The organism is Pseudacidobacterium ailaaui (assembly GCF_000688455.1).
GTDB lineage: Bacteria > Acidobacteriota > Terriglobia > Terriglobales > Acidobacteriaceae > Pseudacidobacterium > Pseudacidobacterium ailaaui.
The window spans coordinates 2,476,995-2,498,469 of the sequence record NZ_JIAL01000001.1; the positions used below are offsets into that span (position 1 = coordinate 2,476,995).

Genomic DNA, 21,475 nt, shown 5'->3' on the forward strand with positions numbered 1-21,475 from the left:
TGCGCCGGCAGTTCTGAGTGCATTTCCGAAAAGATACGAGGTTAGATCGAATGAAATCCCTGCTTGAACGGCTTCGCTTACGCCGTCTTACCACGACTTTTACCATTCTAGCTACACTCTCCGCCGGGATCATCATTGGTTCTGTCATGTCCCATGGGGTCCACGGACAGGAGACGAAGGTGGACAGCTCAGATGCAACTCCGCTGAAGATTCCTTCGCCACGCGATCTTTCCACGGACTTCACCCGGATTGCGAAGGAAGTAGGCCCCGCGGTGGTGAACATCAATACGGAGACTTTGCCGAAAGAGCAGCAGGGGCGCAATCTGCGGCGCTTCCACCGTATGCCGCAGAATCCGGATGATAATGACAACAACGACAACAATGACAATGATGACAACGGTGACCAGGGCGGGATGCAGGATTTCTTTAACCGCTTCTTCGGGATGGGCCCGGACTTTGGCCAGCCCGACGACCAGGCGCGGGAGGCGCTTGGTTCCGGCTTCATTGTTGACCCGAAGGGATACATCATCACCAATAATCACGTTGTGGAGAAGGCCGACCGCATCTATGTGAAACTGGCCAGCGATCCGGAAGGTGACCAGGGACATCCGGCCAAGGTGATTGGCACAGACAAGGCCACGGACCTTGCAGTCATCAAGATTGACGTCGACCATCCGCTGCCAACGGTCAAACTTGGCAATTCCGATTCGGCCCAGGTAGGCGACTGGGTGATCGCCATCGGCAGTCCCTTTACCCTTCAACAGACGGTAACGGCGGGCATTATTTCTGCAAAAAACCGCAGCATTCAGGGCGGCCCGCAGGGACAATTCCAGCATTTCCTTCAAACCGATGCGGCCATCAACCCGGGAAATTCCGGCGGCCCTCTGGTGAACATGGCCGGAGAGGTGATCGGCGTGAATACGGCCATCTTTACGCAGTCTGCTGGTTACCAGGGAATTGGTTTTGCGATGCCTTCCAATACCGTGGTGAATGTTTATAACGCGCTGATCGGACCGGAACACCGAGTGGTACGTGGATCGATTGGCATCCGGTTCCAGCCCAATATTTCGAGCGCCGTGCAGCGTGTTTATGGCGTGAAGAACGGTGTCATTATCAGCGCAGTATCTCCTGGATTACCGGCCGATAAGGCGGGCCTGAAGACAGGGGACGTCATCGTCAGCGTGGATGGTCGTCCGGTGAAAGACGGAGATGATCTGGTGAACCAGATCACCGCACGGAAACCTGGAAGCACGGTACAGATTGGCTATCTCCGTGATGGTCAGCAACATACGGCCACCGTCTCGATCATGGACTTTAACAAGATGGAGGCCATGTCGGGAGAAGCGGAGCAGGAAGGGCCCTCCGGTGGAAACGGCGGAGCGGATACATCGCAGAGTAAGCTGGGCATTACGGTCAGCGACCTGCCGCAGAATGCTCCGGGTAACCTGCACGGTGTGCTGATACAGCGTGTGAAGCCCGGGTCTTTTGCTGACAATGTATTGCAGCTCTCCGGCGCGGAAGGACAGCTCATCACCTCTGTGAACAAGCAGCCGGTCCATAACAAAGCTGAGTTTAATGCCATTGTTTCCGGGCTGAAATCGGGACAGGATGTGGTCCTGAGCCTGGTCGATCCTCAGCGACCGAATGCAGGCAGCACACTGGTGGGCGGAACACTGCCGTAACCGCGGGTGTTCCTTTGGGAACCAAACTGGCCAGGCATCCCAGAATACACGGGGTGCCTGTGCTGTTTTACTTGCAATGAAGCCGGTTCCCTTATAACCTCTCGGAAAGAACGCTTTTCAAAGTCCCTGTGCGAGGTTTTTCGTCCATGCTTTTTGTTCGAGCATGCCCAGCCATTTTTTTAACTGCGGTGTTGGTGGTAACGCCTGCATTTGCGGGGCGCAGTCATCGTGCAGCCACTTCAGGCCACAGCAAAAAGAGGCTTTCCCACAAGCACCAGGTCATTGGACAGCGTGGAATTGACAATGAGCGCGCAAGGGAGATCCAGGAAGCGCTGATCCGCGAAAAATATATGAGTGGCGAGCCTTCCGGCCAATGGGATGCAGAGACGGAGGCGGCCATGCAGAAATACCAGTCTGATCATGGCTGGCAAACAAAACTGGTCCCTGATTCTCGGGCCTTGATCAAGCTTGGCCTGGGACCAGACCACTCCGGTGCCCTGAATGCCTCCACTGCTGATCCGGCCAGTCCTGGAGTAAGTTCCGGGGCTGCACCCCAGTCCTCTGGACCTGTGACTCCCAGCGTGGCAGCAGCCAACACTCTGGCTTCGGCACATACCATCCGAGACTGACAGACAGGGTGGCCGTGGCGGGCCTGGTGCGGCCGGTTCGGGGGCCGTATGAGTCCCGGAGGGCCTGATCTTTTTCCCAAGATTGTTTCGGGGAAAGGTCCGGTCCGGTTTCCTAGCGCACTGGTTTTGCTTCAGAAAACGGTCACGGTGTGATACACCTAGAAAGTAGTGTCTTCTTCCACGTTGACACTTGATTTTTCACTCTGTTACAACCTATACGTTCTGCAACACCCTCCAGAAAGTGAATCCCAGGCTGAACTGGCGCTTTGAAAGCTCGCCGAAGCCGAAGTGCAAGGCGCTGGAGGTGGTGTGGACGAGCTGTAGAACATGGACGAGATACTGCGACAACTCGGGGATCTGGGCATTGGCTCCGTGCCGACGATGATTCTTTTTCTCCTGCTGGTGCTGGCCTATCGGTTTCTGGTGTATGGGCCGCTCACCAGGACACTGGCCGAACGCCGCGAGCGGACAAAGGGCGCCATTGAGCGTGCGCAGGCCGCCATTGCTGCTGCTGACGCCAAGACGCAGGAATATGAAGCAAAATTGCGGGCGGCGCGGGCCGATATTTTCCGGCACCGCGAGCAGCGCATCCAGCAATGGAACACGGAGCGCGACCATGCGCTGGCATCGGCGCGTCTTACCGCGCAGGAGCGGGTCCGCGCGGCACAGGCTTCGATGGCCCAGCAGGCGGCCGAAGCGCGTAAGCAGATTGAAGGCTCGACCGAACAGTTGGCCCAACAAATTCTTCAAGCCATTCTTCCAGCAGGTGTGGCTCCGGTGGAGAGTGTCCGTTGAAGCGTAGTTTCTGGCTGAAATCAGCAATATGGATGGCCGCGGTCCTGCTGGTGATTGCTCCGGCAATGCGTGCTTTTGCTCAAGAACCGGCGCAAGCGCAGCCTGCCACAACCAAGTACGAAAAGATGGATGCCCCAGAGACGAACAGCGAAGAAGAGGGCTATCGTCATTCAGCGGCCGTCCAGATGATTGCAAAGTGGCTGCACACGGACACGGAAACGGCCACGCAGATTTTTGAGGACTTCAATTCGGCGGTGCTGATTCTGGCCATTGCCGGATTTCTGATCAAAGTATTGCCGAAGGCCTTCCGTAAGCGCTCAGAGACCATCTCAAAAGAGCTGGCCGATGCACGCACGGCGACAGAGGAAGCCAGCAGACGGCTAAGTGAGGTCGAGGCGCGGCTGGCGAAACTCGACTCGGAAATTGATGCGATTCGCCGCCAGACCGAACGGGAGATTGAGGAAGACGAGAGGCGCATCAAAGCCCAGATCGAAGAAGAGCGCAAGCGAATCATTGAATCTGCGGAGCAGGAGATTCAGGCCTTCAGTGCGGCCGCGCAGCGCGAGCTGAAAAAGTTTGCCGCGGACCTGGCCGTGGAACGGGCCTTGCAGCGCATCCATCTGGGTGCGGATGCCGATCGGATCCTGGTGCAGAACTTTACGGCTGAACTTGCCAGCACCCAGAACGGAAAAGGAGGGCAGAATTGATGGCCTCCGTAGCGATCGCTTATGCGCGGGCATTCGCTGATGTGGTGATGGAGGCCCATCTGAATGCAGACGAGGTCCAGAAGCAATTGGACAACTTCCTTGGAATCTGGTGGGAGAGCGATGATCTGCGCGAGGTCTTTCTGGATCCGTCATTTCCGGCTGACCAGAAGGTGGCGATTCTGGACAAGTTGAATGAGCGGCTGGGGATGTCACAGCAGGTGAGGAACTTCCTGGCAGTCCTGATTCAGCATGATCGCATGGACGTTCTGGGCGAGATTCTCGATGAATATCGCAAGGAAACGGACCGTCGGCTGGGGATCTCTGAGATCCAGGTGACGACGGCGCGGGCCCTCGAAGCAGACGAGCGGAGGGGGATTGAGCAGCAGGTTGCTGTCATGACCGGGACCCGGGTGCGGGCACAGTATTTTGAAGACAAGTCGCTCCTGGGCGGGGTGGTCGTCCGCGTAGGCAGCACGGTGTATGACGGTTCAGTACGCGGCCGGCTGGAACGCTTGAGGAAGCAGTTGGCGGGGTAGGATTCGTATCCCAGCCTTGGCCATGCAAAGGATGGGGATGCGCAAAAAGTTTTTGAGCTTTGGGAAAGAGAAGCAATGGCGCTGATGAGAGCAGACGAGATTACGCAGCTCCTGAAGGAGCAGATCCAGAATTACGATGCAAAGGTCCGTGTGGATGAAGTGGGTACCGTCATTTCGCTGGGCGACGGCATTGCCCGTATTCATGGCCTGGACAAGGTCATGTATGGCGAGATGATTGAGTTTCCGCACGGCGTGTATGGTCTGGCCATGAACCTGGAAGAGGAGCAGGTGGGCGCTGTGCTGATGGGCGACTACACCGAGATCCGCGAGGGCGACCAGGTCAAGCGCACAGGCAAGATCCTGAGCGTGCCGGTGGGCGAGGCCCTGATTGGTCGTGTGGTCAATTCTCTGGGGCAGGCGATTGACGACAAAGGCCCCATCAACACGAGTGAAACGCTGCCGGTGGAGCGCATCGCCCCGGGGGTGATTGACCGCCAGTCGGTCCGCGAGCCGATGATGACCGGAATCAAGGCGATTGACAGCATGATTCCGATTGGCCGTGGGCAGCGCGAGCTGATCATCGGTGATCGCCAGACGGGCAAGACCGCGATTGCGCTGGACACCATTCTCAACAATGCGAAGAACGACCTGATCTGCATCTACTGCGCGATTGGGCAGAAGCGCTCCTCGGTGGCGCAGGTAGTGCAGACGCTCACCGAATATGGCGCGATGGATTACACCATTGTCGTCGCTGCAACGGCGTCTGAGCCTGCTCCGATGCTCTATCTTGCGCCGTATGCGGCATGCGCGATGGGTGAATATTTCCGCGACCGAGGCAAGCACGCACTGGTGATTTATGACGATTTGTCAAAGCACGCGGCGGCCTATCGTGAAATTTCGCTGCTTTTGCGGCGTCCACCGGGCCGCGAGGCGTATCCGGGCGATGTGTTCTACCTCCACTCGCGTCTGCTGGAGCGCGCTGCCAAGCTGAGCAAGGAAAAGGGCGGCGGGTCACTGACGGCACTTCCGGTGATTGAGACACAGGCAGGGGACGTTTCGGCATATATTCCGACAAACGTGATTTCAATTACGGACGGGCAGATTTTTCTGGAAACCGACCTTTTCAACTCGGGCGTCCGTCCGGCGGTGAACGTGGGACTTTCGGTTTCGCGCGTAGGCTTTTCAGCGGCGATGAAGGCCATCAAGCAGGTTGGCTCGACGCTGAAGCTGGACCTGGCGCAGTATCGCGAGCTGGCGGCGTTTTCGCAGTTCGGCAGCGACCTGGACAAGGTGACGCAGCAACAGCTTGCACGCGGTCAGCGCCTGACGGAATTGCTGAAGCAGCCGCAGTTCCAGCCGCTGACGGCCGAGCACCAGGTGGCGGTTCTGTTTGCTGGGACCCAGGGCCTGCTTGATGACGTGAAGGTAGAAGAGATCCGCGCGTTTGAAGAGGGTTTTCACAAATATCTGGATTCGGCGCAGACAGCGTTGCTTAAGGAGATCGGAGAGAAGAAGGCGCTCGATGATGATTTGCGGAACAAGCTGAAGGCCGCGATCCAAGAGTACAAGCAAAACTTCTTCGCCGAGCATGAGTCGGCGCAGGTTGTGGCCGCAAGGTAGCAGGAATGGCAAACGTTCTCGATTTACGGCGGCGCATTCGCAGTGTGAAGAACACGCGCCAGATCACCAAGGCGATGAAGATGGTGGCGGCGGCAAAATTGCGCCGGGCGCAGGAAAAGGCATTGTCCTCGCGTCCTTATGCGATGATGATGACCTCTGTTCTTCAATCGCTGAAGCGACGCGTGGACACGGTGGACCCACAGACGGGGCAGCCGCACCCGCTGCTTGCGGTGCGTCCGGAAAAGAACGTGTTGTTGATTGTCGTCTCGGGTGAGGGTGGGTTTGCGGGCGCATTCAATGCGAACATCATCAAGGCCGCGAATACCTTCATCGCGCAGCACAAAGATGTGCAGATTGACATTGAAGCCATCGGCCGTAAGGGACGGGATGTGCTGCGCAGGCGCTATCCGCTGGCCCAGTATCTTGAATCGCAGAAGCAGGGAGATGATCACTTTCCTGCTGCCGAACGCCGCCGCGTGGCCCCGATTGAACTGCTGGAAGACCACCATCATGGCATTCTGCATAAGCTCACTTTTGAGCAGGCGAGTGAACTGGCGCACGAGATCACATCGCTCTACGCGCACCAGAAGATTGACGCAGCATACGTGGTCTACAACGAATTCAAGTCGGTGATCCAGCAACGTGTGGTCGTCGAGCGGGTCCTTCCGATTCTGGAAATCGGAAAGAGGGAAGTTGCACTGGCCCAGGAGATGACGCAGGAAGAACGCGAGCGCGCAGGCGAAGCCGCCATCTCCTCCGGAGTGACGTTGAGCGAGGCGGAAGCTGAGGCCGATGCCAAACAGGCCGAAGAAGAGTCGCGCCGCTTTGGAACGGCGGACGTGGATTACATCTACGAGCAAAGTCCGGGTGAGTTATTCAACGCACTGCTGCCGCGCTATGTGGCTACGCAGCTATATCATGCGATGTTGGAATCGGTGGCAGCGGAGTTTGCTGCACGAATGACGGCGATGGATTCGGCGACGAACAATGCTTCCGAGCTGATTGATTCGCTGACGCTGGCGATGAACCGCGTGCGTCAGGCGGCCATTACCAAGGAACTGATTGAGATTGTCAGCGGCGCAGCCGCATTGTAGAGAGAACGAATTTCTTATGGCAGAAAACATTGGCAAAGTGATTAAGATCGCCGGACCGGCGGTGGACGTGCAGTTTGAAGAATCCAAAATGCCGCCTATCTTTCAGGCGCTTCGTGTGGTGAGCGAAGGGTTTGATGTGCCCCAGCCCATCGATGTGATCCTGGAAGTCCAGCAGCATCTCGGTGAGGGCCGCGTGCGCTGCGTCGCCATGGAGCCGACCGAAGGCATGGTGCGCGGCATGAAAGCCATCGATCTTGGCGGACCAATCACCGTTCCTGTCGGACGCGAGACCTTGGGCCGTGTGCTTAACGTCATCGGGAAGCCTGTCGATGAGCTTGGTCCTGTCCACGCCAAAGTGCATCTGCCGATCCACCGTCCAGCCCCGGCGTTTGACGAGCAGTCAACGCGCGAAGAGATGTTTGAGACGGGCGTGAAGGTGATTGACCTTATTCAGCCCTTCCTGAAGGGTGGCAAGATCGGCCTCTTTGGTGGTGCCGGAGTGGGCAAGACGGTCATCATCCAGGAGCTGATCAACAACGTCGCGCTGAAGCACGGCGGCTTTTCCGTATTTGCTGGAGTCGGCGAGCGCACCCGCGAGGGCAATGATCTCTGGATTGAGTTCCAGGAAGCGGGCGTAATTGATCTGAAGGACCTTTCAAAGTCGAAGGCGGCGCTGATCTACGGGCAGATGACGGAGCCGCCGGGTGCGCGTCTTCGTGTGGCGCTCACCGGGCTGACGGTGGCTGAGTATTTCCGCGACAACGAAGGTGCGGACACGCTGCTGTTCATTGACAACATCTTCCGGTTCACGCAGGCCGGTTCTGAGGTTTCAACCCTGCTGGGCCGTATGCCTTCGGCGGTGGGATATCAGCCGAACCTCGCCACGGAAATGGGCGAACTACAGGAGCGCATCACTTCAACGAAGAAAGGCTCGGTCACCTCGGTGCAGGCCGTGTATGTTCCGGCAGACGATCTGACCGATCCTGCCCCGGCAACAACCTTTGCCCACCTGGATGCGACGACAGTGCTCTCGCGGCCGCTGTCGGAACTGGGAATTTATCCTGCTGTCGATCCGCTGGCTTCGACCTCGCGCATTCTTACTCCGCGCGTGGTTGGACAAGAGCACTATGATGTGGCGCAGGGTGTGAAGCGTATCCTGCAACGCTATAAGGACCTGCAGGACATCATCGCCATTCTCGGCATTGATGAGCTTTCTGAAGAAGACAAGCTCACGGTGGCGCGTGCACGCAAGATCCAGCGCTTTTTGTCGCAGCCGTTCCATGTTGCCGAGCAGTTCACCGGTATCCCGGGGCGCTACGTCAAGATTGAGGACACGGTGCGCAGCTTTAAGGAAGTGCTCGAAGGCAAGCACGACGATATTCCAGAGCAGGCGTTCTATCTGAAAGGCTCGATTGAAGACGTGCTGGAAGCCGCAGAGAAGATGAAGGCGAACGCATAAGACCATGGCGAACCAACTGCACATCCGGCTTGTCACTCCGGACCGCGTTCTGGTGGATTCCACCGCCGACGCAGTCGAGCTTCCTGCGCGCAACGGCTATATGGAGGCGCTCTTTGGCCACGCTCCACTGCTTTCTGAATTGGGTGCGGGCGAAGTGCGTACACACGGCGGCCGCGCGGGAGAGCAGCGCTATTTTGTAAGCTGGGGTTTTGTGGAAGTGCTTCCGGACCGCGTGACGGTGCTGGCTGAAACCGCCCTGAAGCCGGAAGAGATCAACGCAAGCGAGGCGCAACAGGAGCTGGATCGCGGCCAGAAACTTTGGAGCGAGGCCGGCGATGACGCCGAAAAATACGAAGAAGCCAATCAGGTAATCGAAGGGGCCGAGGCGAAGCTGGCGAGCGCAGGACAGCGGTCTTCCTGAAGTCCATAGCGGAATCGTCCTGAAACCTATCATTTCTTCTGCTGAATCAGGGGCAAGGGAACTTTCTTGCGATTTTCTTGCGTCCCGTCTTCAGGCCCATCGTGTATCTTGGTCCATGGCAAAAGATGCGTGTGGAAGCAGCAGCATTGTCAGATGTAGGCCGTCTTCGCTCGGTCAACGAAGATGCCTACGGCCTTCTGCCACAGGCGAATTTCTTTGTCGTGTGTGATGGGATGGGTGGGGCCGCTGCGGGTGAAGTGGCCAGCCAGACCGCGGTTGTGGCCGCCCTGGAAGAGACGGAAAGCCGGAAAGAAAAAGGTCCCGACGAACTTCTGAAAGCCATCGTCGCCACAGCCAATCAACGCATTTTTGCTCATTCGCTACAGGACCCTTCTTTACACGGAATGGGCACGACGCTGGTTGCGCTCCTGGTTTGTGATGAACAGGTCTGGATCGCGCACGTGGGCGACAGCCGTTGTTACCGCTTTCGTGCCGGACATCTGGAACGATTGACACAGGACCATTCACTCGTGGGGGAACAGGTACGGATCGGGCAGCTTACGGCTGCTGAAGCCGAACGCTCTCCTCTTCGCCATGTGATTACGCGAGCGGTAGGGACGCAGGAAAGGGTTGTTGCGGACATTGCCCAGCTTTCGGTGCAGCCGGAAGATCTGTTTCTCCTGTGTTCCGATGGGTTGACGAAGGAAGTTTCCGAGCCAAAAATTGCGGAGGTCCTCTTGCAGGAGGGAGATTTACGGCTTCTTTGTCAGCGATTGATTGATGAGGCGAATGCAGCCGGCGGGGAAGACAATATTACCGTGGTCCTGGTGCAGGTGAAGTAGCCTGCTGACTCGCTGCCACCCTGACTTGCCTGATACACTCATCTGTTTTGCTTGAGGTGATGCGAATGAGTGAAATCAGAAGAGTAGGTGTTCTTGGCGCCGGGACCATGGGTAACGGAATTGCACATGTCTTTGCGCGCAGCGGACTGGAGGTCTGGTTGTGTGACATTGAGCAGCGATTTCTCGACCGCGGTCTGGAGACCATCCAAAGGAACCTTGAACGCGAGGCGGCGAAACAAAAAATTTCCGCCGAAGAAGCTGCAGCAGCGATGGCACGCATTCAGGGAACGCTCGACCGGAAATCATTGGCAGAATGTGATTTTGTGATTGAAGCTGCCACGGAAAAATTTGAGGTCAAGCGCCAACTCTTTACCGAGCTTGACACACTGCTTCCCAAGCACGTGATTCTGGCCTCTAATACTTCTTCCATTTCCATCACGAAACTTGCCGCCCTGACCAAGCGCCCGGAGCAAGTCATCGGAATGCACTTCTTTAATCCGGTCCCGGTGATGAAACTGGTCGAGGTGATTCGTGGACTGGCGACTTCGCGGACAACCTACGAAAGTGTAAAGGCGCTGGCAGAAAAGCTGGGAAAAACCCCGGTGGAAGTGAATGATGCTCCGGGGTTTGTGTCGAATCGTGTGCTCATGCCGCTGCTGAATGAGGCGATGTATGCGGTGATGGAGGGTGTGGCCACTCCTGAGGCCGTGGATGAGGTCTTTAAGCTGGGCATGGCCCACCCCATGGGGCCTTTGACGCTGGCCGATTTTATCGGACTGGACGTCTGCCTGGACATTATGCGTGTGCTGCATGAAGGGCTTGGAGACCCAAAATATCGACCGTGTCCGTTGTTGATAAAAATGGTGGATGCGGGCTGGCTGGGCCGCAAAAGCGGCAGAGGATTTTATCGGTATCAATGATGAAGGAAGGCCAGGGGCCTTCTGTTTTATGACCGGCGAGGAGCTGGCCATTTCTCACAATGCCATATTTCGAATCAATGGTGTTTTCGCCGGGCGCCGGTGTGTGCAGGGTGTCGCCGGCCCATCTTATGCTCTTTCGCAGGCGCTGGAGTCGATGTCTGCTGCGGAGCAGGCAAAGCTCCTTGGGGAGCGGCAGGCTCAATTTTGCGGACGATGACCCCTTCCAGGCGATAGCCTAGTTCTTCTGTGTGCGCCGGATGCGAAGCCCCGGTGGAAGGATCGATGGCGATCGAATCGTCCGAAGCGACTCGGAAGAAAAAGACCGGGACCCTGCCGATTTTGTCGAAAGATTGTGTGCCAACGCGCACGGGGAGGTATCCCTGAATGTTGCGCTGCCGGAAGGCCGTTTCATAACGGTGTTTTTTTGTATTCCAGGTAAAGACGCGCACCTGGTCAAAATCATAAGGAAGGCCATCTTTATAGGGCCCCAGCACGGTCACGTATTCGGGGACCTTGCCTTCAGGAAAATTGGCAGCCTCGGGATCGTAAACGGTTGTCAAAGGGTAGGCCCCGACCATGCGCTGGCCTTCCGCGTAGCCAGCAATGGCGTCGGGGACATCAATATCAAGCCGGCGCGAAAGCGTCCATCCCACCCTTCCCTGCGCATCACGAACGAGCCACCAGTCTTCCATCGGGGGCGCTTCCGGTGCTGATGCGGCCTGTTTGTCCTTCCTGGATTGGTCAGCTTTGCCGTTGGCTTTTGCAACAGGCAGAGGGAGGGCCTGAGGCGGCACCGGTTTTGGTACAGAGGCCCGGACGAGCATTTGCAGCTTATCATTTTCGGGAAGGAGGTAAAAACGGGCCTCCTGTCGGCCTGGTTTCAGGTGAAGATAAAGATCATCGCGCAGCGTGGCAGTGGCGATGACCGGATCATTCTGATGCTGTTTTTGAAGGTTGAGAAACTGCTGAAAAGTGTCCTGATCAATGACTCCATGTTCTTCGATCCAACCGATTTCTCCCTTGTCTGTTTTTACCTTCAGGAAGCGGCGTGAACGCTCCAGAACTTCCAGCCGCTGTCCGTTTGTGACATTGGCCACCCGGTTGGAGACTGCGGCGATGCGGTCGCGCAGAAAAGTCTCTTTTGCGACGACATAAACATATTCCCGGGGTGGTTTTGGACGGAAGCGGCCACATCCTGAGAGAACCAACACAACAAGGAGCGATACAGAAAAAATCCGGCGTAAAGACATGGAGAAAAGAACGAAAGCGCAGGTAAAGGCGCACTTCCGCTATTGATTTGAGCATAGCATCGAAACATGCCTTAAGCGACGGAAGGATGCGTAAGAGGGCATTTTATTGGGTTGCAACAACCCGATAAGCACCGGCAGGGGAGGTTGATGCCGTAGAGGCAGTAGCAAAAGAGATGAGTTGGCCTGCAGTTGCGGCGGTGGTGTCTATCTTAAAGACCTGAAGGTCAGGGCTTCCTCCGGAACAGACGACCGCAATGTAAGTGTCCGAGCTGTCCTCGATCAAGTCAGAAGGGTTTGTGCCGGTTGTGTACGGCGAATTGGGCAGCGAGGTGAGGGCGCCATTGGCAGACAGCGCAAAGCCATCCACAACACCGCTGTTCGTGGCGACGTAAACATAGCTCCCATTGGAGGAGACGATGACTGCCATGGGCCCCAGGTCAGTTTGAACGGGCGAGGTGGAAAGCTCGGAGAGTGCGCCGTTGGCTGCGATTTTGAGCACACGCAGACCATTGGTGCCATTGACGACCGTGCCGGTTTCCGTAACAAAAAGATAAGTGCCACTGGGATCGACAGCAAGCCCATAATCAGCATTGCTGGAATTCTTGGGGTGAAGGTTCTGGAAGAGGCTGAGAGTCCCGGCGCTGGCACTGAAATTCAAGATGTCTACCCCGCCTGTACCCAATGAGATGTAAACGAGCTGGTTGTTTGGAGTCACGGCGATGCGCACCGGGGTCCCAACATCGAGGGTGAGAGCGTTGCCTTGCGCGGTCAGGGCACCGGTGCTGGTGTTGATGGCGAAAAGGTATGCTGATGCATTGGTCCCGGCCACACCTTGTGCTGCAATCAGCCAGTTTCCGGTGGTATCGACTTTCAAGGCAGAGGGAAGAATTCCGGTCACCAGGGGGTTACCGCTGTTCAGGATACTGAGTGAGCCGTTGCTGTTGATACTGTAGCCATAGATGCCGCCATCGATGCTGCCCACAAATAGAAAGCTGTTTTGGGGAGTGATGGCCAGAGCGCTGGGGGTCACCAGGCCAAAGTTATAAGGAGATCCGGAAAGTGAGGCCACACCGCTGCTGGTGATATTGAAAGCCGCAAGAGTCAGGGGATTGGTGCTGATGTTCGCAATATAGAGATAGTCTCCGCTGGTAGTGTTACCTCCTCCGCCTGAATGATTTTCATCGGGGAAAAATTTGCCTCCGCACGATGACAGAAAAAGGCATCCTGCAAACGGCAATATCAGGAGAGAGCGAAACATCCAATTCATTTTTCACCAGTCACTTCCATCTTACTTAAGCGAGAAGAGCGGGTATACTTCCCATGAACATATGCGATACCGTTTCTGGCTTGTTTTTCTGGTTTTTCTGCCTGCCATTTTCTGCCGCGCCTCCTGGGCCGAAGAGCCCCGGTTCTGTGAGCCGTGCGTACGTGCGGACGAGGATTTTCTGGCTTCAGACGTTCTACGGGGGCGGGGCAGCGCAACCCGAGATGAGCACCTGGCCGCAACTTTTGTTGCCTCCTTGTTTGAAGGCTTTGGGCTGGAGCCGGGTGGTGATCACGGTAGTTTCCTTCAGAAAGCTCCTTTACCGAACCCGCTTCCGGACCGTGTCCAGCGGCATCTTGCATCCTTTGAAAATGTGCCACGCACGGAGACATGGAATGTTGTTGGCATCCTGCGGGGGTCCGATACAAAGACGCGGCAGGACGCGATTTTGCTCACCGCCCACCTTGATCATTTGGGCGTGGGTCAGCCTGTGAATGGAGACAGCATCTATAACGGAGCAGATGATGATGCCTCCGGGACGACGGCCGTCATTGAGTTGGCCCGGGTGTTGAGCCAGGGAAAGCGTCCGAAGCGTACGGTGCTTTTTGTGCTTTTTGGTTCAGAGGAGCTGGGAGGCTTTGGCAACCGGTATTTTCTGGACCATCCGCCCGTACCGCTGGACCATATTGTTGCCAACCTGGAATTTGAGATGATTGGGCGACCGGATCCAGCCGTGCGTGCGGGTCATTTCTGGCTTACCGGATACGAGCGCAGCGATCTTGGTCCAGAGCTGGCCAAGCACGGTGCGCACCTTGTGGCCGATCCGCACCCGGAGCAGAAATTCTTCCAGCGTTCGGACAATTATGCCTTGGCCAAGCGCGGGATCATTGCGCAGACGGTCTCCAGCTTCAATCTCCATAAGGACTATCACCGTCCGAGTGACGAGATCAGCAAACTGGATTTTGCTTATATGACGACCGTGATCTCGTCCATGGTGAAACCGGTGCTGTGGCTGGCGAATACGGAGTGGAAACCAAAATGGAACCCGGGCGGAAAGCCATAAAGTTTTCTGGCCCGCCCGTTGACGTGGTACAACCGGCGGGCCGCTTCTTCTGATTAGAAGTTGAAGGAGGCCTGTAGCGTAAAGCTACGGTTGCCAGGTGTACGAGGTCCGAAAAAGCCCCCGGCTAGCGACTGCGATTTGCCGAAGAAGGGGGAGAGCAGAGTTCCATTCGGTGTACCCAGGTTCTCATGATTCAGAATGTTGGTCCCGAAGGCCGAAAGGGTCAGGCTGTATTTGCGCGAGACTGTCTGGTCCAACCGGCCAGGGCCACCCTGGTTGCCGCTGAGTCCCATAAAGCCTCCGCGTCCGCGACCCCCGCCAGGACCGTGCGGGCCGCCGCCGCTGGCCCCTCCGCCCTCTACCCGCGGCCCGATGCCGATGACTTTGCTGACGCGCATATTCAGGCTGATGTTCTGTGGTCCTGTGCCGTATCCATAGGGAATGATCTTTTCATTGGTGCCAGCCGGATTGGTATTGAGGCAAGGCACGCCGTGAAGACCATAGTTTGCCGGATTGATGGCGCCCTGTTCTGAGCAGCTTGCTGCAAAGGTAGGACGGGCATTGAACTGATTGTTTGCAGTCAGATCGCTGCCGATTGTGATGTCATAAGGGGTACCGGAGTTATAGGCCACCATCGGAGAGAATGACAAGGCCCAGGGCGCCTGAATATTTCCAAGAACAACAAACCGCTGATGGATATCAAAGCCCATGCGTCCATAGTCCAGCTTCAGATCATGTGGGTTGGATGGCATGGAGTTTACCCCACCGGTATTGCCCAGTGCGTTGTTGTACATGTAAAAGCCAAAGAGAGTGAAGCGGCGGAAGCGCGCATTTCCACTGGCCAGGATCTGGCTCTGGCGATAAAAGCCCTCAGACTGATAGGTGTATAAGTTGATGGGCGGAGCCGAGAAGCCGGACGCGGGGATGTTCTCATAAGTGCCGTCTGTGGAGTCCCAGAAAGGCGCAGTAATGTTGTTGGTAAGGTACTGGTGGACGCCCTGGCTGTAGAGATAGGTGACGTTCATCGTTGCCGTTTTGCTCAACTGCCGGTCAATCCCAATCGCTGCTTGCATGTCCAGCGCAGCATGGAAGCGTGAATCTGTCTGATAGTACGTCGGCGCGGTGTTTTGATTGCTGGAATTGTTAAAGCTCTGGATGTAGATCTGTTGTGCAGGGTGGTACTGGTTATAGCGGATGGTGAAGATGGGGAAGGGAGTACTGCCTCCACCGCCGAAGGTGTTGGCAACGCCCCAGCGCTGGAAGAACCAGCCGTATCCGGCACGCAATACGGTCTTTGCCGGCTTGCCATCGCCGCCATCGAGGGCATAAGCAAGGGAAAAACGTGGTGCCCAGTCGTTGATGTCGTGAATATAGTTCTGGGCCTCCCACCGGAGTCCGTAGCTGAAGGTAAATCGAGGATTGACTTTTAAGTCATCCTGATAGAAAAGGGAGGCGTCAAAGAGGGTTGCGCGTGCAGTGTACTGACCGTTGTTGATGATCGTAACTTGGTACTTCTGCGGATTATGGCTGATGTAATCGGACAATGATTGGTAGGTATAAAGACCGTTTGTGCCGGCGTTGCTGAAGTTGGCGTCGCGCGTGGCGCGAAGTCTGGCACCAAAATTCATGGAGTGCTTTCCGGCCGCTGCTGTGAAGTAGTCCTGCAGCTCAAAGTAGTCCTGATTATCGCGCACCGTGCCGCTGTTGCTGCCACCAGTTGTGAAGGCGCCCTGCACAGAGATGGTGGGATCCACAGAAAGCGGCGTCTGCGTGGACCGGCTGCGAGTATATTCAAAGCGCATGTCGTTTACCACGCGCGGACTCATGACCCAACTGTTGCTGAGCTGAATCTCGTTTTCAATGCTATGGGTGTTATAGCCGGTCGAAGGCAGGCTGGTTTCACCGATGCCGGAGTTGGATTGCTGGTTACGAGTAAAACTATAACGGAGCGTGAGGGTGTTATTTTGCCCGAGTTGCACGTCCAGGCGAGGACTGACGTCAATGCGCGTGCTGGGATTGCCGACGGTTTCATTCAGATAAACGGGACTATTTGCATCCGTTGTGTTTACGGGGTCAATCGCATCAATGATGTTGACGTTTTGATTGTTCCTGCCAAAGGTACTCAGAAAGAAAGAGGCGTTTTTGGAAATCGGACCGCTGACATCGCCATGGATGAAGTAGGAATAGTATGGCGGCATCTTGATAGGAGGCAGGGTCGTCGATCCGGTCTGCCGGTTAGAATTCAAAATCGGGTTGGATGAATTGAATGCCGAGTCATTGCCAAAGACGTTGACGCTGCCGTGAAATTTGTCAGTACCTGGTTTAGTAAAGATTTCAATCCGCCCATAGCCTAAGCGGTCGTACTGAGCAGAAAACGGGTTCTGGTTAACGCGTATCTCACGGATGGCCGATTTGGGAGGAAGCTGTCCGCCGGTGAAGCCATCAATATAAATCTGTCCACCATTGGGACCAGCAGAAGGGCCGGCAAGCGCCTGTAGTTCGTTTTGCAGCTCGTCGGGATCGTCAGAAAGCGCGTCGAGGTCCTTGCCCTTGATGACAATTGCGTTGGCATTGTTCTCAGGGTTGGTGTCCACGGTAGTGGTTTCCGCCTGGACCTGTACCTGCTGTTGCTCAACCTGGATCTGAAGGGAAACATCGTACTGCTTGGATTGTCCTGCAGTAATTGTGACCGCCTTGGATTGCGACGGAGCAAAGCCCTGCGCCGTCACAATAACAATATAGGTGCCGGGAGCAAGATTGCTCACCTGATAGGCACCCGTTCCATTGGAGGTGACGGTGGCGACCGTGTGACCGTCCGGCGTTGTCAGGTTGACGGCTGCGTTCGGAATGACGGCGCCAGTCGGGTCGGTCACCTGGCCATGTAGCGAACCTTTTGCGGACTGGGCCTGAGCGCCGCAGGTCAACAACAGACCAAGCAAGACAGGAAAAAAAGATAGCAGAACTCTCCGTTTCACAAAACTCTCCAAGATTGCAATTCGTTCGTGCGATATGGTCTTCTTTGAACATCAGAGCATTTGCCCCGATGTTTACTGCGGCTGACCAGCACCGCTGGCGGCCGCATCACCTCCACTGCCGAGGCTCCAGGAAGAAGAGAAAAGGCTCTGGCTTTCTTTGGTAGAAGCCTGAAGCATGGGTTCGACTCCGGCAAGCAGCGTAATGGCAGTAGCGCTTTCCGGTGACCCTTCCGTAGCGACGATCATGACTGCGTCACCTTGATGCAGATCAGAAATCTGCACTGTGGGGGCGCGCTGAATGACCTGTTGAAGGTCTCCGCTGTGTTGCTGCGGTTGGCCGCCCATGGGCATGGGACGAGCAGCGGCCTGTTCCGGGACTCCGTTTTGACGGGCAGCGCCTTTCAGGCGCATGGCGATCATCTGTGCCATCTGTGGGTCAAGCCTGTGCAACTGCGAGTCAGGAGTGAAGTGGATCGTGACCGGCTTTTTTGTGGCAAGGTCGGTGACGGTAATCACCTGGGCCGCAGCATTCACGCTTAGGACCGTGGCCGCGATATTGCGGAAAGTCCCGGCGACGATTTCATCTGCGTTGAGCTCATTGCCGTCCGGACTGCGGTCTCCGCGAGCGCGCAACTGGTCTCCAGGCCTGATCTGGTCCAGAGTAGAGGTCTTGGCATCATCGAACTTGACTGAGTCCTGAGCATAGCGGCGGACGATTGTCCTGGGAGTGGCATGGATTGTGATTGTATGCGTACCTGAGGCCACGATGATTGTTCCGGTGGAGGGGTCCACAGACTTGACAATGCCTCCGGCGCCTCGGCGTTGCCAGTCCTCGCGCTCCTGCTGTTGCTTCTGAGCGATGTCGCTTTGTTTCATCGCAATGATGGTCTGCGCCGTATAGCTATTCGGACCAGCCGCAGCGCTGGCGCGGACGAGAATGCGATCGCCGACGGCGAGGTCCTGGACGTGGATGGGCGTTGCGCTGCTAAGGTCTTTCTGGCCAGGCTCGGCACGCAAAATGCGCGTTGAATCGGTCGTAGCAATCGTGGAAATTGCGCCAGAATCCGTCTTGATCGTGAGAGTGTTTCCATTGATGGTTGTGACTGTGCCGATCAAACGAGCTGCTGAGGGCGCCTGTGCATACAAGGCCGCCACCGAAGCGGACACCATGAAAGCGAGAGTGGTGCGAGCAAATGGCATATTCTTCCCGATACCTGGCCCCCGAGGGCGGTTGCTCTGCGGGGAAAACCTCAGTTGGTAAGACGAACAGATTGCTGGAAAGACGCAGAAAAATTACGCTTAAGGATTGTTTAAGCATTCTTTCAGGGCATTGGATCTGCCCGGAAACGGGCTTATCCATTTATTATCAGCAAAGAACCAAATCCGGAACCTCTGATGGCCATCACAAATGTGAACAAATCTTCTATGAGTACCATTGCGTCCCCTGGCGGCACGAACAAGAGTGCGATGGCAATGGTAACAACGCTGTTTTTTGTGTGGGGTTTTTTGACATCGCTGAATGACATTCTGATTCCCCATCTCAAGTCCATTTTTTCGCTGAATTATGCCGAAGCGATGCTGGTGCAGTTTGCTTTCTTCTGCTCCTATGCAGCATTCGGTATCCCCTCCGGCAAAGTGGTGGAATGGATTGGCTATCAGCGCACGATGGTGGCGGGTTTGTTTACGATGTGCGCTGGTGCGCTGCTGTTCATTCCCGCTGCCAGTGTGCCCTCGTTCGCCCTGTTTCTGACGGCCCTGATTGTTCTGGCGGCGGGGATCACGGCCTTGCAGGTGGCGGCGAACCCCTATGTTTCTGTGTTGGGTCCTTCGGAAACGGCTTCAAGCCGGCTGAACCTTACGCAGGCATTCAATTCCCTGGGCACGGTGATTGGACCGCTGCTGGGAGGCTGGCTGATTCTGCGCGGAGCCAAGGTGCTCGATACGAGCGGATTCTCACCGGAGCAACTGCGAGCCTATCGCATTCATGAGGCGGCAACGGTGAAGTTTCCTTACTTCGCGATTGCTCTGGCCCTGGTGGTGCTGGGACTGGCGATTGCGCTCTACAGGTTTCCGCGGATTGACGCCACCAGAGATTACCGTCCCATGGGCGAGAAGAAGGACAGCATCTGGCGCCATCGCCATGTAGTCCTGGGGGCGGTCGCAATCTTTGTCTATGTCGGCGCAGAGGTTTCGATCGGCAGCTTTCTGATTAACTACTTTAATCAACCGGAAATTGGAGGACTGAGTGCTCTTGCGGCTTCGGCCCTGGTGCCGTTCTACTGGGGTGGCGCAATGGTAGGCCGCTTCATCGGTTCAGCCATCTTACAGAAGATGCAGACCGGAAGACTGCTGGGGCTGTGTGCAATGGTGGCGAGCGTTCTGGTGGTGGTATCCATGCTTACGCTTGGCCATGTGGCCATCTGGAGCATCCTGCTCGTGGGTCTCTTCAATTCCATCATGTTTCCCAGCATCTTTACCCTTGGCATTGCTGAAATGGGACCGCTGACCGGAGAAGCTTCCGGATTGCTGGTAACTGCGATCGTTGGCGGCGCCCTGATTCCTGAAGTGCAGGGAGTGCTGGCCGATCGCATCGGCATTCACCACGCCTTTGTATTACCTGTGCTGTGCTATTTGTTCATTGCTTATTACGGATTCAGCGGATCACGGGTCATCGCGGCTGAATCATAAGGCGCAGCGCAGACAAGGTGCGACCACAGGAGCCTTACTGCTCTTTCTGCGGACATTCACAATAGCAGCTCGGGACCGGGCTGAATCGCTCTTCGTTCAGGGTGCTGTAGGTCCGGCGCATTCGTCTGCTCTGTTCATGCAATAAAAATCAGGTCAAAAAAAATATTTAACCAAACGGTTGACAGCGGTCTCTGGGTGGCCTAAGATTCAACCAAATGGTTAAGTCTTCCACTGCGCAGCTTGATTCTATTTTTCATGCCCTTTCAGATCCGACGCGGCGCTCGATTTTGCGCGTCATAGCGGGCAAAGAGAAGACGGTAGGGGAAATTGCACGTCCTTATCGGATTTCTCTGGCTGCTGTTTCCAAACATCTCAAGGTGCTGGAATCAGCGGATCTGATTACGCGTGAAAGACAGGGGAGTTTTCAGGTTGTGCGCCTTAAAGCCCAATCGCTGAAGACAGCCGAAGAGTGGCTGTCTTATTACAAGCAGTTCTGGAATGAGAGACTCGATGCTCTCCAAAACCTCTTTGAAGGAGACAAAGAATGACGGACACACTGAAGCTGCAACTGAAGCGTACGATTAAAGCCTCCCCTGCTGAGCTTTTTGCTGCATGGACCCAACCTGAGCTGATGAAAAAATGGTATGCGCCGGGAACAATGACTGTCCCGGTGGCGGTTTCTGACTTGCGTATCGGAGGAAGCTATCGGTTGGAGATGGCAGATGGGCCGGAGCAGAGGCATGTTGCTGTTGGTACCTATAAGCAGATCATTCCCAACAAGCTGCTGGCCTTTACCTGGAATTCAGATTGCTCTACGGACACATCAGCGGAAACGCTGGTCACGATTGAATTCACAGAAGTGGCTGGTGGGACCGAACTGGTCCTCACCCATGAAGGGTTCACAGATGTGGAGACCAGAGACAAACACGAGCATGGCTGGAACGGATGCCTGGACAATCTGAATCAGCTGGCAGCAATTGTCCCTGTTCTGATGTGAAGCGGAAAGTACGCTGCCATTCTTTTCTGAGCAGCAGGGAATGGCAGCGGGTCTTCAGTCTCGCATACGTGATACATCATAGGCCCGCCGCACTACAGGAGAGGAGAGCACAATACTCGTTGTAGGAATCCCATAGGGCAGCAGGCGTTCGATGATCCGCTCTAGTTCTTCAATGGATGCAGTGGTCACCTGCAGAAAGAAGGCGTCGCCGCCCGTAACGTGATGGCATTCGCGTACCTCAGGCAGATCCTTCACGAATTTCAGAAATGGGTGATATCGCGGACCGTCGCAGGTCATACGGATGATGGCAAGAATCGGGTGGCCGAGGGCCTTGCGGTCTATTTCAACCGAGTAGCCGCGGATCACTCCTGCCTCCTCCAGGCGGCGGAGGCGCTCGGCCGTAGCTGAAGGAGAAAGTCCGATTCGGCGTCCTAACTCAGCATAAGAAGCGCGGGCATCTTTTTGCAGCTCTTCGAGCAATTTTCGTCCGTATTTGTCTAGTAATTCAGAAGAATCCATAGGCAAATCGCCAA

20 protein-coding genes are annotated in these 21,475 nt (G+C 55.9%); 15 read left to right on the plus strand and 5 right to left on the minus strand.

Annotation, left to right across the window (positions count from 1 at the left end; all coding sequences use genetic code 11):
* Positions 1-50 precede the first annotated feature (50 nt).
* The 11 genes from N655_RS0110995 to N655_RS0111045 all read left to right on the plus strand — a co-directional run bounded on the left by N655_RS0110995 (position 51) and on the right by N655_RS0111045 (position 10,705).
* On the plus strand, positions 51-1,682 hold the full coding sequence (locus N655_RS0110995; protein WP_026443037.1) for a trypsin-like peptidase domain-containing protein: 1,632 nt from the start codon (positions 51-53) through the stop codon (positions 1,680-1,682).
* 146 nt (positions 1,683-1,828) lie between these two features.
* The gene (locus N655_RS18485) at positions 1,829-2,311 is read left to right on the plus strand and encodes a peptidoglycan-binding domain-containing protein (protein ID WP_081823679.1); all 483 of its coding nucleotides are present in this window, start codon (positions 1,829-1,831) and stop codon (positions 2,309-2,311) included.
* Between the two features lie 327 nt (positions 2,312-2,638).
* Positions 2,639-3,106, plus strand: coding sequence for a F0F1 ATP synthase subunit B family protein (locus N655_RS0111005; protein ID WP_026443038.1), 468 nt, complete (start codon positions 2,639-2,641; stop codon positions 3,104-3,106).
* Positions 3,103-3,813, plus strand: coding sequence for a F0F1 ATP synthase subunit B (locus N655_RS0111010; protein ID WP_026443039.1), 711 nt, complete (start codon positions 3,103-3,105; stop codon positions 3,811-3,813). Before N655_RS0111005 ends, N655_RS0111010 begins: the two co-directional genes overlap by 4 nt.
* A complete protein-coding gene (gene atpH / locus N655_RS0111015) occupies positions 3,813-4,349 on the plus strand; it encodes an ATP synthase F1 subunit delta (RefSeq protein WP_026443040.1) in 537 nt (178 codons plus the stop codon). Before N655_RS0111010 ends, atpH begins: the two co-directional genes overlap by 1 nt.
* Positions 4,350-4,424: 75 nt before the next feature.
* A complete protein-coding gene (gene atpA, locus N655_RS0111020; protein WP_026443041.1) occupies positions 4,425-5,969 on the plus strand; it encodes a F0F1 ATP synthase subunit alpha in 1,545 nt (514 codons plus the stop codon).
* Positions 5,970-5,974: 5 nt separating this feature from the next.
* The gene (locus tag N655_RS0111025) at positions 5,975-7,063 is read left to right on the plus strand and encodes a F0F1 ATP synthase subunit gamma (RefSeq protein ID WP_026443042.1); all 1,089 of its coding nucleotides are present in this window, start codon (positions 5,975-5,977) and stop codon (positions 7,061-7,063) included.
* 16 nt (positions 7,064-7,079) lie between these two features.
* Positions 7,080-8,522, plus strand: coding sequence for a F0F1 ATP synthase subunit beta (gene atpD, locus N655_RS0111030; RefSeq protein WP_026443043.1), 1,443 nt, complete (start codon positions 7,080-7,082; stop codon positions 8,520-8,522).
* 4 nt (positions 8,523-8,526) lie between these two features.
* Positions 8,527-8,943 (plus strand): ATP synthase F1 subunit epsilon, encoded by a 417-nt coding sequence (gene atpC, locus N655_RS0111035; RefSeq protein ID WP_026443044.1) that lies wholly within the window; start codon positions 8,527-8,529, stop codon positions 8,941-8,943.
* 125 nt (positions 8,944-9,068) lie between these two features.
* Positions 9,069-9,785 (plus strand): Stp1/IreP family PP2C-type Ser/Thr phosphatase, encoded by a 717-nt coding sequence (locus tag N655_RS0111040; protein WP_026443045.1) that lies wholly within the window; start codon positions 9,069-9,071, stop codon positions 9,783-9,785.
* Between the two features lie 65 nt (positions 9,786-9,850).
* The gene (locus tag N655_RS0111045) at positions 9,851-10,705 is read left to right on the plus strand and encodes a 3-hydroxybutyryl-CoA dehydrogenase (RefSeq protein WP_026443046.1); all 855 of its coding nucleotides are present in this window, start codon (positions 9,851-9,853) and stop codon (positions 10,703-10,705) included.
* A gap of 74 nt (positions 10,706-10,779) precedes the next feature.
* Here the strand turns inward: N655_RS0111045 and N655_RS18490 are convergent, their stop codons facing one another.
* Positions 10,780-11,916: an SH3 domain-containing protein gene (locus N655_RS18490; RefSeq protein ID WP_238324683.1), complete on the minus strand. Its 1,137-nt coding sequence runs from the start codon at positions 11,914-11,916 to the stop codon at positions 10,780-10,782.
* A gap of 142 nt (positions 11,917-12,058) precedes the next feature.
* On the minus strand, positions 12,059-13,213 hold the full coding sequence (locus tag N655_RS0111055; protein ID WP_026443047.1) for a lactonase family protein: 1,155 nt from the start codon (positions 13,211-13,213) through the stop codon (positions 12,059-12,061).
* A 70-nt stretch (positions 13,214-13,283) separates the two neighbouring features.
* Here N655_RS0111055 and N655_RS18495 point away from each other — a divergent pair, with 70 nt between their 5' ends.
* On the plus strand, positions 13,284-14,282 hold the full coding sequence (locus N655_RS18495) for a M28 family peptidase (RefSeq protein ID WP_081823680.1): 999 nt from the start codon (positions 13,284-13,286) through the stop codon (positions 14,280-14,282).
* 53 nt (positions 14,283-14,335) lie between these two features.
* On the opposite strand, the gene N655_RS18500 is transcribed toward N655_RS18495, so the two are convergent.
* Entirely contained in the window at positions 14,336-17,257 is a 2,922-nt protein-coding gene (locus tag N655_RS18500; protein ID WP_155987573.1) for a TonB-dependent receptor, read from the minus strand.
* A gap of 72 nt (positions 17,258-17,329) precedes the next feature.
* Positions 17,330-18,457, minus strand: a complete 1,128-nt coding sequence (locus N655_RS0111070) for a DUF5666 domain-containing protein (protein WP_044934501.1) — start codon at positions 18,455-18,457, stop codon at positions 17,330-17,332.
* A gap of 225 nt (positions 18,458-18,682) precedes the next feature.
* Here N655_RS0111070 and N655_RS0111075 point away from each other — a divergent pair, with 225 nt between their 5' ends.
* From N655_RS0111075 to N655_RS0111085, 3 genes are all read left to right on the plus strand, one after another.
* Complete coding sequence (locus N655_RS0111075) at positions 18,683-19,945, plus strand: sugar MFS transporter (protein ID WP_238324684.1); 1,263 nt, start codon at positions 18,683-18,685, stop codon at positions 19,943-19,945.
* 215 nt (positions 19,946-20,160) lie between these two features.
* Positions 20,161-20,493, plus strand: coding sequence for an ArsR/SmtB family transcription factor (locus tag N655_RS0111080; protein WP_026443050.1), 333 nt, complete (start codon positions 20,161-20,163; stop codon positions 20,491-20,493).
* Positions 20,490-20,942, plus strand: a complete 453-nt coding sequence (locus N655_RS0111085) for an SRPBCC family protein (protein WP_026443051.1) — start codon at positions 20,490-20,492, stop codon at positions 20,940-20,942. The genes N655_RS0111080 and N655_RS0111085 overlap by 4 nt, the downstream gene beginning before the upstream one ends.
* 54 nt (positions 20,943-20,996) lie before the next feature.
* Here N655_RS0111085 and N655_RS0111090 read toward each other — a convergent pair whose 3' ends face one another.
* A complete protein-coding gene (locus N655_RS0111090; protein WP_026443052.1) occupies positions 20,997-21,461 on the minus strand; it encodes an Lrp/AsnC family transcriptional regulator in 465 nt (154 codons plus the stop codon).
* Between the last annotated feature and the right edge of the window lie 14 nt (positions 21,462-21,475).